The 14,720-nt window shown below is 72.3% G+C and carries 14 protein-coding genes; 10 read left to right on the top strand and 4 right to left on the bottom strand.

Annotated features, from left to right (window positions below; genetic code table 11):
• Window positions 1–2 precede the first annotated feature (2 nt).
• A complete protein-coding gene (locus ABCR94_RS14825; RefSeq protein ID WP_347119753.1) occupies window positions 3–1,187 on the bottom strand; it encodes a thiolase family protein in 1,185 nt (394 codons plus the stop codon).
• A gap of 135 nt (window positions 1,188–1,322) precedes the next feature.
• Here ABCR94_RS14825 and ABCR94_RS14820 point away from each other — a divergent pair, with 135 nt between their 5' ends.
• Window positions 1,323–3,035 carry an IclR family transcriptional regulator domain-containing protein gene (locus ABCR94_RS14820; RefSeq protein ID WP_347119752.1) on the top strand — a complete coding sequence of 571 codons (1,713 nt, stop codon included), beginning with the start codon at window positions 1,323–1,325 and terminating at the stop codon, window positions 3,033–3,035.
• A gap of 43 nt (window positions 3,036–3,078) precedes the next feature.
• Here the strand turns inward: ABCR94_RS14820 and ABCR94_RS14815 are convergent, their stop codons facing one another.
• On the bottom strand, window positions 3,079–4,101 hold the full coding sequence (locus tag ABCR94_RS14815; protein WP_347119751.1) for a LacI family DNA-binding transcriptional regulator: 1,023 nt from the start codon (window positions 4,099–4,101) through the stop codon (window positions 3,079–3,081).
• Between the two features lie 167 nt (window positions 4,102–4,268).
• On the opposite strand from ABCR94_RS14815, the gene ABCR94_RS14810 reads away from it, so the two are divergent.
• Both ABCR94_RS14810 and ABCR94_RS14805 read left to right on the top strand, forming a co-directional pair.
• Window positions 4,269–5,513: an MFS transporter gene (locus ABCR94_RS14810; protein ID WP_347119750.1), complete on the top strand. Its 1,245-nt coding sequence runs from the start codon at window positions 4,269–4,271 to the stop codon at window positions 5,511–5,513.
• A gap of 119 nt (window positions 5,514–5,632) precedes the next feature.
• On the top strand, window positions 5,633–6,328 hold the full coding sequence (locus ABCR94_RS14805; protein WP_347119749.1) for an alpha/beta fold hydrolase: 696 nt from the start codon (window positions 5,633–5,635) through the stop codon (window positions 6,326–6,328).
• Between the two features lie 95 nt (window positions 6,329–6,423).
• On the opposite strand, the gene ABCR94_RS14800 is transcribed toward ABCR94_RS14805, so the two are convergent.
• Window positions 6,424–7,500, bottom strand: coding sequence for a glycosyl hydrolase family 18 protein (locus tag ABCR94_RS14800; protein WP_347119748.1), 1,077 nt, complete (start codon window positions 7,498–7,500; stop codon window positions 6,424–6,426).
• A 71-nt stretch (window positions 7,501–7,571) separates the two neighbouring features.
• Here ABCR94_RS14800 and ABCR94_RS14795 point away from each other — a divergent pair, with 71 nt between their 5' ends.
• The 6 genes from ABCR94_RS14795 (at window position 7,572) to ABCR94_RS14770 (ending at window position 13,057) form a co-directional block, all read left to right on the top strand.
• A complete protein-coding gene (locus ABCR94_RS14795; RefSeq protein WP_347119747.1) occupies window positions 7,572–8,033 on the top strand; it encodes a type II toxin-antitoxin system PemK/MazF family toxin in 462 nt (153 codons plus the stop codon).
• A gap of 214 nt (window positions 8,034–8,247) precedes the next feature.
• The gene (egtA, locus tag ABCR94_RS14790; RefSeq protein ID WP_347119746.1) at window positions 8,248–9,534 is read left to right on the top strand and encodes an ergothioneine biosynthesis glutamate--cysteine ligase EgtA; all 1,287 of its coding nucleotides are present in this window, start codon (window positions 8,248–8,250) and stop codon (window positions 9,532–9,534) included.
• Window positions 9,531–10,883 (top strand): ergothioneine biosynthesis protein EgtB, encoded by a 1,353-nt coding sequence (gene egtB / locus ABCR94_RS14785; protein ID WP_347119745.1) that lies wholly within the window; start codon window positions 9,531–9,533, stop codon window positions 10,881–10,883. The genes egtA and egtB overlap by 4 nt, the downstream gene beginning before the upstream one ends.
• Window positions 10,883–11,638: an ergothioneine biosynthesis protein EgtC gene (gene egtC / locus ABCR94_RS14780; protein WP_347119744.1), complete on the top strand. Its 756-nt coding sequence runs from the start codon at window positions 10,883–10,885 to the stop codon at window positions 11,636–11,638. The genes egtB and egtC overlap by 1 nt, the downstream gene beginning before the upstream one ends.
• A complete protein-coding gene (egtD, locus tag ABCR94_RS14775) occupies window positions 11,635–12,597 on the top strand; it encodes an L-histidine N(alpha)-methyltransferase (RefSeq protein ID WP_347119743.1) in 963 nt (320 codons plus the stop codon). Before egtC ends, egtD begins: the two co-directional genes overlap by 4 nt.
• A 220-nt stretch (window positions 12,598–12,817) precedes the next feature.
• Window positions 12,818–13,057, top strand: coding sequence for a dodecin (locus tag ABCR94_RS14770; protein WP_283517665.1), 240 nt, complete (start codon window positions 12,818–12,820; stop codon window positions 13,055–13,057).
• A 57-nt stretch (window positions 13,058–13,114) separates the two neighbouring features.
• Here ABCR94_RS14770 and ABCR94_RS14765 read toward each other — a convergent pair whose 3' ends face one another.
• Complete coding sequence (locus ABCR94_RS14765) at window positions 13,115–13,603, bottom strand: phosphatase domain-containing protein (protein ID WP_347119742.1); 489 nt, start codon at window positions 13,601–13,603, stop codon at window positions 13,115–13,117.
• Between the two features lie 92 nt (window positions 13,604–13,695).
• On the opposite strand from ABCR94_RS14765, the gene ABCR94_RS14760 reads away from it, so the two are divergent.
• Window positions 13,696–14,715, top strand: coding sequence for an MsnO8 family LLM class oxidoreductase (locus tag ABCR94_RS14760; RefSeq protein ID WP_347119741.1), 1,020 nt, complete (start codon window positions 13,696–13,698; stop codon window positions 14,713–14,715).
• Window positions 14,716–14,720: the final 5 nt, after the last annotated feature.

The raw sequence follows: 14,720 nt of genomic DNA, 5'->3' as shown, positions 1-14,720 counted from the left end.
GGTCAGCGCTCCAGTACGAGGGCGAGGCCCTGGCCGACCCCGATGCACAGCGCGGCGAGGCCCGTACCGGAGCCGGCGGCGGCCAGCTGGTGGGCGACGGACCCGGCGAGGCGGGCTCCGGACGCGCCGAGCGGATGGCCGATGGCGATGGCCCCACCGCGCGGATTGACGACGGCGGGGTCGAGGTCCGGCCATTCGGCGAGGCAGCCCAACGACTGGGCGGCGAAGGCCTCGTTGAGCTCGAAGGTGGTGAGGTCGGCGAAGGACCGGCCGGCCTTGGCCAGTGCCCGCCGGACCGCCTCGACCGGGCCGAGCCCGAAGAGCTGCGGCTCGATGCCGGTGACTGCGGAGGCACGGATCCGGGCCAGCGGCTCACGGCCGGTGGCGCGCAGCCCCTCGTCGTCGACGAGCAGCAGCGCGGCGGCGCCGTCGTTGAGCGGTGAGGCATTGCCCGCCGTGACGCTGCCGTCCTTACGGAAGGCGGGCTTCAGCCTGGCGAGGGCCTCCATGGTCGAGCCCTCGCGGATGCACTCGTCCCGTTCGAGATCCACTCCGGTGTACGGCGCGACCTCGCCGTCGTAGAGTCCCGCGGCCCAGGCCTCGGCCGCCTTGCGGTGGCTGGCGAGCGCGAAGGCGTCCTGCTGCTCGCGCGTGATGCCGTGCTTGTCGGCGATCAGCTCGGCGCCCTCACCGAGCGGCACCGTCCACTCGTCGGGCAGCCGCGGGTTGGTCATGCGCCAGCCCAAGGTCGTCGAGTGGAGCTGCTGGTGCCCGGCGGGAAAAGCGCGCTCGGGCTTCTGGAGCACCCAGGGCGCGCGGGACATCGACTCGACGCCGCCCGCGACGGCCACCGAGGCGTCGCCGAGCGCGACGGCGCGCGCCGCCTGGATGACGGCTTCCAGGCCCGAGCCGCAGAGCCGGTTCACCGTGACGCCCGGGACGCTCGCGGGGAGCCCGGCGAGCAGCACGGCCATCCGGGCCACGTCGCGGTTGTCCTCGCCCGCGCCGTTGGCGTCGCCGAAGTAGACGTCGTCGATGCGGGAGGGGTCGAGGTCGGGGGTGCGGTCGACGAGCGACTTGACGACGTGTGCGGCGAGGTCGTCGGGGCGTACACCGGAGAGCGCACCGCCGAACTTGCCGATCGGGGTGCGGACGGCGTCGACGATGTAGACGTCGCGGATGCTCATCGAATTCTCTCCCGCAGTGGTGATGTGTTCGCCGAGTGAACTATCGTTCATATTTGACTTCGCCCGAGTCTCTGCCGGGCGCCGCCCGCTGTCAACGATGTCCAACGGCGTCAGCGCCCTGCCAGGAGGAATCCCATGACGCGTCCCGCGCCGAACAGCGCGACGCATGCCCCGCCGCCCGCCGAGTCCGTGGGCCCGCTGGAGCGCGGGCTCGCCGTGCTGCGCGCGCTGGCCGCGCCCGGCGCCGACGACCGGACGCGGCACAGCGATCTCGTACGGTCGACGGGCCTGGCGCGTTCCACCGTCGACCGGGTGGTGTCCACCCTGGAGCGGCTCGGCCTCGCGCGCGGCGACGGACGTGAAGTGGCCCTGGCACCAAGGGTGTTGGAGCTGTCCGGGGCCTATCTGGCGGCCTGTGGGATCCCGGCGGCGCTCGGTCCTGCGGCGGAGCGGCTCGCGGACGAGTTCGACGAGTCGGTATCGGTGGCGGTGCCGGACGCCGACGGCGCGGGGGCGCGGTTCGCCCTCCAGACCACCCGGCGGCGCACCATGTCCCTCGCCCTGCGGATCGGCGATCTGCTGCCCGCCGAACGGTGCGCCCCCGGCGCACTGTTCGCGGCGGGGTGGGACGCGGCCGGGTGGGCGGCCTGGCGCGCACGGAGGGAAGCGGCTGCGCCTGCCGCGGACTTCACCGCCCTGCCGACGCCCGCCCGGCCGCAGGACCCTGGCTCCTTCGAGGAGCGGGCCGCGCGGGCGGCGAGTGACGGCTGGGCGGGCGACGACCAGCTGGTCGAGCCGGGGTTGGTCGCGGTCGCGGTTCCGGTGCGCGACGCGGCGGGCCGGACGGTATGTGCGATGAGCGTCGTCAGCCACACCAGCAGGCACACCCTGGACTCGCTGCGGGATGCCGTACTCCCCAGGCTGCGCGCGGTGCGCGGCGAGTTGGAGGCGGCGCTCGCGGCGCCCCGCCCCACGCCGGGAACCACAGCCGGGGAGGCAGGCGCTTCGCCCGTCGCGGCGCCGGACAGCGCGGCGGACCCCTCGTCGGCGGCCAAGCGCGAGCTCGGGCCCGGCTTTCTGCAGTCCCTGGCGCGCGGCCTCGCCGTGCTTGCCGCGCTCGGCGCGGACCGGGGCAACGGAATGACCTTGACGGAGGTCGCCGGGGCGACCGGGCTGGCCAGGGCGACCGCCCGGCGCTCCCTGCTCACCCTGGAGCACCTGGGGTACGTGGGGTACGCCGCGGCGGACCGGCGGCGGTTCCGGTTGCTGCCACGGGTGCTGGAACTGGGCTGCGCCCGCCTCTCGGGCCTGGGCCTCGCCGAGATCGCACAGCCCCATCTGGCCGCACTGGCAGGGCTCGTGCACGAGTCCGCGTCGCTCGCGGTGCTCGACGGATCCGACATCCACTATGTGGCGCGCGTCCCGACGGTACGCATCATGAGCGTCAACATCACGGTGGGGACGCGCTTTCCGGCGTACGCCACCTCCATGGGCCGGGTGCTGCTGGCCGGGCTCGCCCCCGGGTCCCGGCCCGTTCTGCCGGACGCGCTGCCCGCGCTGACCCGGCACACCGTAACGTCGCGCGCCGCGCTCGGCCGGATCATCGAGCGGGCTGCCGCCGATGAACACGCGCTGGTGGACCAGGAGTTGGAGGAGGGGCTGCGTTCCATCGCGGTGCCGGTGCGGGACGGGAGCGGGCGGGTGGTGGCCGCTGTCAACGTGGCCGAGCACGCGGGGCACGGCACCCCGGAGGAGATGCGCGCGGCGCTGCTGCCGGCGCTCCACGAGACGGCGAGGCTCATCGAGGCGGACCTGCGCGCGGCATCCTCGATCGCCGGACGGGGCTGAGCGCAGGGTCGCCCCCTTCACCCCACGCGTCCCGTCCGGCCCGTCAGCTGGACTCGCGGGGAACGGCTTCGGCGCCCATCAGGTCATGCCGTTCCGGCTCCGCGCCCGGCGTCCGTACCACCCGGTCCAGGAAGTCCGCCAGGTACTGCCCGGTCGTCATCTCCACATGCACCGTGCTCAGTCGGGGCCGCAGCAATTTGCCGAGCAGCAGATCGTCCGCGCCCATCACCGCCGCCTCCCCCGGTACGTCGATCCCCTCGTCCTGCAGGGCCCGCATCAGCAGTTGGGCGTACTCGTCGTTGTACGCGAACACCGCGTCGAGACCGAGCGTGCGCCAGCGCCCGGCGAGCTCCGCCGCGGACTCCTCGTCGTACCCCATCTCCAGCTGCTCCACGCGCACTTCGCTGCCCGCCACGGCTCCCCGGACGCCCGCGAGGCGCGGCTTCGAGAAGAGTTCGAGGCCCGGCTCCCTGGGCATCACAACGCCGATGCCCCGGTATCCGCGCTCCCGCAGATGCGCTCCGGCGACCCTGCCCACCTCCCGCTGGTCCATGACCAGCGCGTGCGCCCCCTCCACCCGCTGGGGGCCGAGCGTTATCACGGCTTTGGCGCCCGAGCGCTTGAGCACCTGGACCCCCTGGACCGTGAGGGCGATCTCGCCGAGCGAGAGGACCGCGACCGGGCGCAACTCGGCCCAGGCGCGGGCCGCCTCGTCACCGCCGAGGCCGAGGCTGGCGTACTGGACGACGGTGTAGTCGAGCCGGCGCAGCGCCCACTGGAGCTCGTTGAAGAACTTGCTGTAGAGCGGGCCGACCGGGACGTGCGCCGTGGGCAGGAGCACGATCCGGGTGTGCCCGGCGCGCAGGCTCCGGGCCGCCGCGTGCGGCACATACCCCAGCTCCTCCGCGGCCTCCCGGACGCGGCGGCGAGTGGGCTCACTGATCCGCACGGCCGAGGTGTTGTTCAGAACGTACGAAACCGTCGCGCGCGATACGCCGGCCAGGCGCGCGACATCGGTGCTGGTCGGGACAGGTTGTTCCGCGGTCTTCTTCGGTGTCTGACTCATCGCGTTCGGCATCTTTCCAGACCGGTGCGGCTCAGGGTCTGGCGGATGGCCTGAATTGAGTGCTACACAGTGCCTACACGCGTCACTGACACGTGTAACCACCTCTGGATCACTCCATTCGCTCGTCTCCGTTCCTGTCCCCCGGAGACACTCCCCTGGAGGGCAATGTGGCCCTTTCCTCCCCCGGCGCCGGCACCACCGATGCCGGCTCCCCCGTCTCCCCGCGGCCCGGCCGCGGGCTGCTGCCGCTGCTCCTGGTCGGCAACACCGCCATGTACGCCCTGTACATCGGGGTCGGCGGTGTACTGCTCGCCCTTCAGGTCGAGGCTGTCGACCCGGCCGACAAGGTGACCAATCTCGGCCTCGTCGCCGGTGTCTCCGCGATCTTCGCGACGGTCTTCAACCCGGTGGCGGGTGCGCTCTCCGACCGCTCGGGGCGGCGCAACCCGTGGATTCTCGGCGGCGGCCTGCTCGCCGTCCCCGCGATGTTCCTGCTGGGCAGCGTGCACACCATCCTGCTGATCACCATCGCCTGGTGTGTGGGCCAAGCCGTGATGAACGTCTACCAGGCCGCGATCACCTCGGTCGTCCCCGACCGCGTCCCGATGACCGCACGCGGCAAAGCCTCGGCCGCCGTCGGCCTCGGGCTGCCCTTCGGCAGCACCCTCGGCGCACTCATCGGCGCGGCCTTCTCCGACGACTACCGCACGGGCTACCTCATCTTCGGCGCACTCGTCGCAGCTGCGGCCGTCCTGTTCACCACCTGCACCCGCGAGCAGCGCATACCGGCCCGCGAGTCCCTGCCGCTCCGCAAGCAGCTGGCCGCGTTCGCCGGCGCGCTGAAGTCCCACGACTTCCGCTGGGCCTTCATCGGCCGCGCGCTGCTGGTCCTCGGCTACTTCGCGGTGAACGGTTTCCTGCTCTACATCATCAAGGACCACACCGTGCTGCCCGCCGGGCTGAGGGCCGAGGAGGCGGTGGCGATCCTGATGCCGGTCAGCAGCGTGGCCATGGTCGTCTCGACCGTCCTCGGCGGCTACCTCTCGGACCGGTTCGACCGGCGCAAGCTGTTCGTGGGCGCGTCGGCGGCGCTGTCCGCCGTCGCGCTGGTCATTCCGGCGGTGTCGACGAGCTGGACCGCGATGCTCGCTTTCGCCACCGTCAACGGCCTGGCCTTCGGCTGCTACATGGCAGTGGACACGGCGCTGGTGACGATGGTGCTGCCGAAAGCGGAGAACGCCGCCCGCGACATGGGCGTACTCAACATCGCCAACGCGGGGCCGCAGATCGTCGCCCCGTTCATCGCCTCGGTGGTCGTGAGCGTCGGCGGCTACACCAGCCTCTTCCTGGTCGCTGCGGCGCTGGCGGTACTGGGCGCACTGGCCGTACGCCCGATCCGCACCGTCCGCTGACCCGGGCGGCGACCGGCGATACCCGCACCGTCCGCCGACCCGGCAGCGCCCCCGTTTCCCGTACCGCAAGCACCAGACACCAACAAGCACCAACCAACACCACAGGAAAGGCACTCACCGTGCAGCTCCACACCCGCACCTGGGGCGAGGGCGACCGCCTCGCGCTCCTGATCCACGGCATGATGGCGGACCACCGCACCTGGCGTCGCGTCGGTCCGGCCCTCGCCGACAGGGGCTACCGGGTCGTCGCCGTCGACCTGCGCGGCCACGGCGCCAGCGAGCGGGGCGCGTACAGCCCCGAGCTCTTCGCCGACGATGTCGTCGAGACCGTGCCGGCCGGCGCCGAACTGGCCATCGGCCACTCCCTGGGCGGCCTCACCCTGTCGCTCGCCGTGGACCGGCTGCGCCCTGAGCGGGCGGTCTTCTCCGACCCGGCGTGGCACCTCGCCGCGCCGGGCGAGGGGTTCGGTCCCGATGTGTTCGCGCAGTTCAAGACGGCTCCCCGGGAGCGGATCGCCGCGATGAACCCGCGTTGGGACGAGGAGGACATCGACATCGAGCTGGAGACGGTGCGGATGTGGGACGAGGCCTCGGCGCTCGGTCTCGCGTCGCTGTCCGGCGTCGATCTGCTGCCCGCGAAGCCCGTGGTGCCCTCGCTGGTGCAGCTCGCCGACCCGAGCTTCCTGATCGACGCGGCGAAGGCCGCGCTGCTGGCGGAGCGCGGGTTCGAGGTCCGTACGGTCCGGGGCGCGGGTCACACGATCCACCGTGACGACTTCGACGCGTTCATGGCGTCGCTCGACGGCTGGGTCTGACCCGGCGGGAGGCGACCGAGCCGGATCCGGCCGAAGCAGGCGGGCGGGCCGTTCCCCCTTCCCCGGGAGAGAGCGCGGCCCGCCCGTCCGGCCGCTCAGCCCTTCAGCTGCGCGAGTTCCTTCCAGAGCCCCGGATCCTCGAAGTTCAGCGCCCAGAGCCCAGTGTTCTTGATCCCGTACCGCTTCAGCACCGGCAGATGGGCCGCGACCCCCCGCGCGTCCTGGTACCAGACCACGCGCTGCTGCTTGCCGTCCAGATAGGTGAAGTACGGCGTTTTGGACACCGGATCGAACTGGTACGCCGCCTTGGTCCTGAGCCGCAGCGCCTCCGCCTCCCTCCAGGTCACATGCTTCGCCCGGCCCCCCGTGCCGTCGGCCGCCCAGTCCCAGCCGTACGCCGGAAGCGTCAGCTCGATCTTGTCGCGCGGGACTTCGGCGACGGCGTGGCGCAGCATCTCGTCGTACCAGGCCACAGAGGCCAGCGGGCCCGGTTTCCCGCTCGCCCAGTGCAGGTTGTACGCCATGATGCGCAGCCGGTCCGTGGCGCGGCCGAGCGCGGTGTAGTCCCAGATCCGGCCGGTGGTCGCCGTCTTGGGGAAGACCGTGATCACGCATTTCTTGCGCAGCGCGTGCAGGCCGTCGCAGAGGCCGTCGACCAGCTTCGAGAAGCCGTCGCGCACCTGCTGGTACGTCGCGTCGCCGGTCGCGGCGATGCTCTCGTAGTCGAGGTCGAGACCGTCGTAGTCGCGGCTCTTCGCAAGGGCCAGGAGCGTGCGGATGTGGGTGGCGCGATGCTCGGGGGTGGTGACGATCGCCGCCAGGGCGCCGGGCTTCATGGTCTCCATGACGGTCGGTACGACGGCGATGCGGGCCCGGTGCAGCCCGTCGATGACGCGCTTGTCCCCCGCGCCCGGATGGGAGTCGACACGCCCTGCCGAAACGGCCTGGTACCAGAAGGGGCTGACGGTGTGCAGCTGGTCGGCGTGGCGCAGCGCGTCCTGGTAGGCGCCCTCCTGGTCCCAGTAGGGGAGCCAGGCGGAGACGGTACGCGGGACGGGAGCGGGTTCCGCTCGCGGGGCCGGTCGGGGGGCACCGCCGGAGACGTGCGGAGACGTCACCGCCGTGCCCATCAGCGCGGCCGCGACAAGAATGCCCAGAAGTCTTGGTGCCATGGGCCGATCCTGGCCTCCGACCGGCCGGGCCGCCCCGTGGACTGGGCCGTTTACCCCCTACCCTCGTCCGGATGACGACACTTCATGATCCGGCCGACTCCTCCGCCGACCTGCCCGGACGCGGTGGTCCCACCGCGACGACCGAGGCCGGACCCCGCGACATCGGCCCTGTGCGCACCAGCTACGCCCCGGACCGCGACGGGGACCCCGACCCCGGCGAGATCGTCTGGACCTGGGTCCCCTACGAGGAGAACGACGGGCGGGGCAAGGACCGGCCGGTGCTCGTCGTCGCCCGGGAGGCCGCGGGCACGCTGCTCGCCGTGCAGCTCTCCAGCAAGCGGCACGACCGGGACCACGAGTGGGTGCCGATCGGCGTCGGGCCCTGGGACGCGGCCAGGCGCGAGTCCTGGGTCGATGTGGACCGGGTGCTGCGGGTCCACGAGGACGGCATGCGGCGCGAGGCGTGCGCCCTGGACCTGCCTCGCTTCGACCGGGTCGTCCAGCGGCTCAGGGAGCGCTACGGCTGGAGCTGAGCGGCTCGGGGGTGTGCGGTTGCCGTCCGTGGGCACATGTGCGCGCGTGACCCACCGCGCCACGAAGATCCACCGGACACCCTCCTGCAGTGGCTGCTTCTCCGCCGGAGGGGCACTCTTGTGCGAGGCGATCGCAGTGGCTTAGGTGGTGTGCAGTGCCCGTCCCGGATCCGGGACGGGCTCAGGCACGCTCTCCCACAAGGAGGAAAAATCCATGCCCACAGGGCCCACAGGGGATTTCAGCGAGGGCGACCCGCCTGTCACGGAGACAGAGGCCGAGGCGTTCCTGCGCGGCATCTGTTTCAAGACGGGTCCACCTCGCGCCGTCGGCGTCGAACTCGAATGGCTCGTCCACGAGCTGCATCTCCCCCAGCTCCCCGTAGAGCCCGCCCGCATCGAAGCGGCCCATGCCGCTCTGCGGGCACTGCCGCTGGATTCGCCCCTCACCTTCGAGCCGGGCGGCCAGGTAGAGCTCAGCTCGCTCCCGGCCTCGTCACTGATGGCGTGCATCGACTCGGTCGCCGCCGACCTGGACGCCGTACGCGCCGAGCTGCGGGCCCGCGATCTCACCCTCAGCGGCGTCGGAACCGACCCCTGGCATCCGCCGCAGCGGCTGCTGTACGAGCCCCGCTACGACGCGATGGAGTCGTATCTCGACCGGGCGGGGCCTGAGGGGCGCGCCATGATGTGCTCGTCCGCCTCCGTGCAGGTCTGCCTGGACGCGGGCCACGAGGAGCCCGGTCCGCTCGGGTACGGGCGGCGCTGGCTGCTCGCTCATCTGCTGGGCGCGGTGCTGCTGGCGGCCTTCGCGAATTCTCCGTTCCACCATGGGCGGCGCACCGGCTGGCGCTCCACGCGCCAGGCCCTGTGGACGGAGATCGAGCCCGGCCGTTCGCTGGCGCCGCCACCGGATCTGGAGCCGCGTCGCGCGTGGACACAGCATGCGCTGGACGCTCCGGTGATGTGCGTCCGGGGCGAGAACGGGAAGCCCTGGGACGTGCCGGAGGGGCTGTCGTTCCGCTCCTGGATACGCTCCGGCACGCCGAGGCCGCCGACCCGCGAGGACCTCGAATACCACCTGACCACACTCTTTCCGCCGGTACGGCCGCACGGTCACATTGAGCTGCGGATGATCGACGCGCAGCCGGGCGAGAGCGGCTGGATCGTTCCGCTTGCGGTGACCACCGCGCTCTTCGACGACCCGCAGGCGTCGGAGATCGCGTACCGGACCGTGAAGCCACTGCAGGAGACGGCCGGGTCGATGCCCGCGCCGCGCAATCCGCTGTGGCTGAACGCCGCCAGGTACGGGCTGGCCGACGCCGAGTTGCGGGCCGCCGCCGAGATCTGCTTCGAAGCGGCTCTCGACGCGCTGCCGCGGCTCGGCGCGTCCACCGCCGTGCAGTGCGCCGTCGCCGAGTTCACCGAGCGCTACGTCGTCCGCGGTCGATGTCCCGCCGACGATCTGCTCGACTCCGCTCCCGGGAAGGACATCCGCACATGAGCGACCCCACCGGCCCCACGGAATCCGACGGCCAGGGCGGCCCGGACGGCCTTCGGGCCCGCGCCGTCGATGCGCTGCTCGCGGCCCGCGAGCGCACCGCAGTCCTCACCTCGTGCGTCGACGACGGCGAACTGGCCGCCCAGCACTCGCCGTTGATGTCGCCGCTGGTCTGGGACCTGGCGCACATCGGCAATCAGGAAGAGCTGTGGCTGCTGCGGAACGTGGCGGGGCGCGAGCCGATGCACCCCGAGATCGACTCCGTGTACGACGCCTTCGAGCATCCCCGGGCCGCTCGCCCCTCGCTGCCGCTGCTGGCTCCCGCAGATGCCCGGCGGTACGCCTCGGACGTACGCGGGCGGGTGCTCGACGTCCTGGAGCGCACCCCGCTGGAGGGCACCCCGCTGCTGGACGCCGGCTTCGCGTTCGGGATGGTCGCGCAGCACGAGCAGCAGCACGACGAGACCATGCTGATCACCCACCAGCTGCGGCGCGGACCCGCCGCCCTCACCGCTCCCCGTCCGCCGGGCCCGGCGGACGGGACGACTGCGGGCAAGCCGGATGAAGTACTGATCCCCGGCGGCCCGTTCACGATGGGCACCTCCACAGAGCCGTGGGCGCTCGACAACGAGCGGCCCGCGCACCACCGCTTCGTCCCGGCGTTCCACATCGACACGGTACCGGTGAGCAACGGGGCGTATCTGCACTTCATCGAGGACGGCGCGTACACCGAAGGGCGCTGGTGGACCGACGAGGGCTGGGCCCAGGTCCGGACGAACAGGCTGGCTGCGCCGCTGTTCTGGCACCGCGAGGGCAGGCAGTGGCTGCGAAGGCGCTTCGGTGTCGTGGAGCCCGTGCCGGAGGACGAGCCGGTCATGCATGTGAGCTGGTACGAGGCCGACGCGTACGCCAAGTGGGCGGGGCGGCGGCTGCCTTCGGAGGCCGAGTGGGAGAAGGCGGCCCGCTACGACCCGGTGTCGGGGCGCTCGCTGCGCTATCCGTGGGGCGACGCGGACCCCAATCCCCGACGCGCCAACCTCGGCCAGCGCCACCTCCAGCCGGCCCCGGTCGGGTCCTACGCCGACGGCGAATCCCCCTTGGGTGTGCGGCAGTTGATGGGTGACGTCTGGGAGTGGACGTCCAGCGACTTCCTGCCGTACCCCGGTTTCACGGCCTTCCCGTACCCCGAGTACTCCGAGGTCTTCTTCGGCAGCGCGCACAAGGTGCTGCGCGGCGGTTCCTTCGCCGTCGACCCGGTGGCCTGCCGCGGCACCTTCCGCAACTGGGACCTGCCGATGCGCCGCCAGATCTTCTCCGGGTTCCGTACGGCACGTGACGCGGACGGCATCTGATGTGCCGTCATTTCGCGTGCCTGGGCCCCGAGGTGCCGCTGGGCGACCTCCTGGTGAAGCCCGTGCACGGCCTGTACCGCCAGGCGTGGGAGCCGCGCCTCCAGCGGTACGGGACGGTCAACGCGGACGGCTTCGGCGTGGGCTGGTACGCCGAGGGCGACCCGGTGCCGGCCCGCTACCGGCGCTCGGGGCCCATGTGGGCCGACGCGCCCTTCGCCGACCTGGCCCGGGTCGTTCGCTCCGGGGCGCTGCTCGCCGCCGTCCGCGACGCCACCGAGGCGAGCCCGGACGGGGAGGCCGCGGCGGCGCCGTTCGCCGCCGGACCCTGGCTGTTCAGCCACAACGGGGCGCTCAAGGGCTGGCCCGGGTCCGCGGCGGCGCTTGCCTCGGCCCTGCCCGCAGAGGAGTTGCTGGCCCTGGAGGCGCGCTGCGATTCGGCGCTCGTGTGGGCGCTCGTACTGCACCGGCTGCGCGACGGTGACGAGTTGGGGCAGGCCCTGGCCGACACCGTCGTCGAGCTGGCCGCCGCCGCCCCGGGGTCGCGGCTGAACCTGCTGCTCACCGACGGCGAGACGGTCGCGGCGACCACCTGGGGCGACACCCTGTGGTACTTCGCCGAGCCCGGCCGCCGCACCATCGTGGCCTCCGAGCCCTACGACGACGATCCGCACTGGGTGGAGGTCCCCGACCACCACCTCCTCGCCGCCACCCGCACCGATGTCCTGCTGACCCCGCTCAAGGAGCCCACTGCGTGAGCCCGTTCCTGCTGACCCGCACCCTGCCCGAGGACGCGACGGACGCCGATCTGCGCGCCGACGTGCTGCACGGACTGACCCGTACGCCCAAGGAGCTGCAGCCCAAGTGGTTCTACGACGCGCGCGGCAGTGAGCTGTTCGAGGAGATCACGCGGCTTCCCGAGTACTACCCGACGCGGGCGGAGCGGGAGATCCTGATCGCCCGCGCGCCGGAGATCGCGGCGGCCACGGGTGCGCGCACCCTGATCGAGCTGGGTTCCGGGTCCTCGGAGAAGACCCGGCACCTGCTGGACGCGCTGCCCGAGCTGCACAGTTATGTGCCGGTGGATGTGAGCGAGAGCGCGCTGACCTCGGCCGCCGAGTCGCTGCTCACCGAGCGTCCCGCCCTGTCCGTGCACGCGCTGATCGCGGACTTCACCCGGGGCCTGGCCCTGCCCGGCACGCCGGGGCCGCGGCTGGTGGTCTTCCTCGGCGGCACGATCGGCAATCTGCTGCCCGGCGAGCGCACGGCGTTCCTGGCGTCCGTACGCTCCCTCCTGTCACCCGGGGACGCGCTGCTGATGGGCACGGACCTGGTGAAGGACGAGGCCACGCTCGTCGCCGCGTACGACGACGGGCAGGGCGTGACCGCGGCCTTCAACAAGAACGTCCTGTCCGTCATCGACCGTGAGCTCGGCGCGGACTTCGACGCGGCCGACTTCGACCATGTCGCGGTGTGGAACAGCGAGAACGAGTGGGTCGAGATGCGGCTGCGGGCCCGCAGGGCGCACACCGTGAAGATCCCGGAGCTGGACATCGCGGTGTCCTTCGAGGCGGGCGAGGAGATCCGCACGGAGATCTCGGCGAAGTTCCGCCGCGAGGGGGTACGCGGCGAACTCGCGGCGGCGGGAATGGAGTTGCGGCATTGGTGGACCGACGAAGCGGGGCGTTTCGCGCTCTCGCTCGCAATGGCCTCCTAGAGGTACGGGTCAACGGGCGGCCGGCATCCGGGTGATCTCCTCGGATGCCGGCCCTCGCGGCCCGCGCCGGGTCGCCGCCGGTCAGGACCTCCGGCAGGGAACCACCCTTTTCCCACCGGTTCCCCATCTCGCGCACAGGCAGCGGGTGGGGCACGGTGGGTACGAGCATCGGCGGAAGGGCCCCTCGGGGCAGGAGCAGCAGAAGCAGAGGGAGAGCCGCATGACCGACCACACCTACCGGGTCACGGAGATCGTCGGCACCTCGCACGAGGGCGTCGACCAGGCCATTCGCAACGGCATCGGCCGGGCGTCGCAGACCGTGCGCAATCTTGACTGGTTCGAAGTGACGCAGGTCCGCGGCCATATCGTGGACGGCGAGATCGAGCACTACCAGGTGGGCCTGAAGGTCGGCTTCCGCCTGGAGGCGGGCGACGACGCGGGCGAGGGCACCGACGCCTGACAGCGAAAGCTCGACAACTGCCGATCGGGTGCGCCCTGCGATCGGGAACGCCCCTGATCAGGTACGCCCCTCACGCTCCTGCGCGTCCTTGAGGGCCGCCGACGCGGCGCCCCACTGGGCGCGCACGACCGTGAAGCCCGCCTGTCGTGCGGCGTCGCAGACCAGTTCGTCGTCGTCGACGAGCACCCGGATCTCCCGGTCGCGGGCCAGCCGCTTGAGAACCTCCAGCTTGGTTTGCCGGGCGGGCCGCCGGTCGTTGTCGCGGCGCATCCAGATCCGCCCCTTGGGCAGCCCCTGCTCGCCGAGCCAGGCGAGGGTGTCGCGGCGGCACCGCTCGGGGCGGCCCGTGAGGTAGACGACCTCGCACTCCTCGGCGCTGTCCAGGGCCATCCGCACCCCCTCGGGCAGCGGCGGATCCTCGGAGGCGGCGCCGAAGAAGCCGTCCCAGTCGCGCGGCTTGCGGTCCAGGAAGCGCTGGCGGTGCGCCGTGTCCGCGAGTGTTCCGTCCAGGTCGAATACGGCCAGGGGCCTGCTGCTCAGCTTCACCCGGCCACCCTAATCCGCGTACAGGACAGTCCCGGCCCCGCCCCGGACGCGCGCTCCGGGAATCCTGCGGCGCGAAACGCGTTGGACCAGGTGTGAGCTCAGTGATCGCGCAGACCCGGTTTTCCGTACTCGACCGTTCCCGTACCCGTGAGGGGTACGACGGCCCGCAGGCGCTGCGGGACACCGTGGAGCTCGCCCGGCGGATCGAGGGCCTGGGCTATCACCGCTTCTGGGTGTCGGAGCACCACAGCGTGCCCGGCGTGGCGGGCTCCGCGCCCACCGTGCTCGCCGCCGCCGTCGCCGCGGCGACGTCCACGATCCGGGTGGGTACCGGCGGCGTGATGCTCCCCAACCACCAACCCCTGGTCGTGGCGGAGCAGTTCGGGGTGCTGGAGTCGCTCTTCCCGGGCCGGATCGACATGGGTCTGGGCCGCTCGGTGGGGTTCACCGACGGGATACGCAGGGCGCTGGGCCGCGACAAGGAGGCCGCCGGCGACTTCGCCTCGCAGCTCACGGAGCTGCTCGGCTATTTCACCGGCGACCAGAGCGCACACCCGCAGGTCCACGCCCATCCCGCCGAGGGCCTGCTGCCGCCCGCGTTCGTGCTGGCCACCGGCGCCGGGGCGCAGGTCGCGGCGGCGGCCGGGCTGCCGCTGGTGATCGCCGCGGCGCGCGGCGACGAGGAGATGCTGCGGGCCATCGACGGCTACCGCGATGCGTTCCGGCCGTCCGCCTGGGGTGAGCGGCCGTACGTCGTGATCTCGGGCTCGGTCACCGTCGCGGAAACCACCGAGGAGGCCGAGCGGCTGCTGGTGCCCGAGGCGTGGGCATCGGCGTACTCCCGCACCCGCGGCGCGTTCCCGCCGCTCGCGCCCGTCGACAAGATCCTCGCCCTGCCGATGAACGACCGCGAGTGGGAGCTCTTCGATGAGGCCGGGCGCGGCCATCTGCACGGCACCGCGGACGAGGTCGCGGACGGTCTGGAGAAGCTGCTCGGCCGCAGCGGCGCCGACGAGTATCTGGTCGCGAACAGTACGTACGAGCGCGACGCCCTGCTCGACTCCTACCGGCGGCTGGCCGCCCTGGTGGGGCTCCCGCACCCGGGTGCGTAGCCGCC

This window comes from Streptomyces changchenzhani, from assembly GCF_039766235.1.
In the GTDB taxonomy this organism is placed as follows: Bacteria; Actinomycetota; Actinomycetes; order Streptomycetales; family Streptomycetaceae; genus Streptomyces.
The sequence above is the reverse complement of the archived record's forward strand: the minus strand, read 5'-3'. Positions and strand labels throughout refer to the sequence as shown.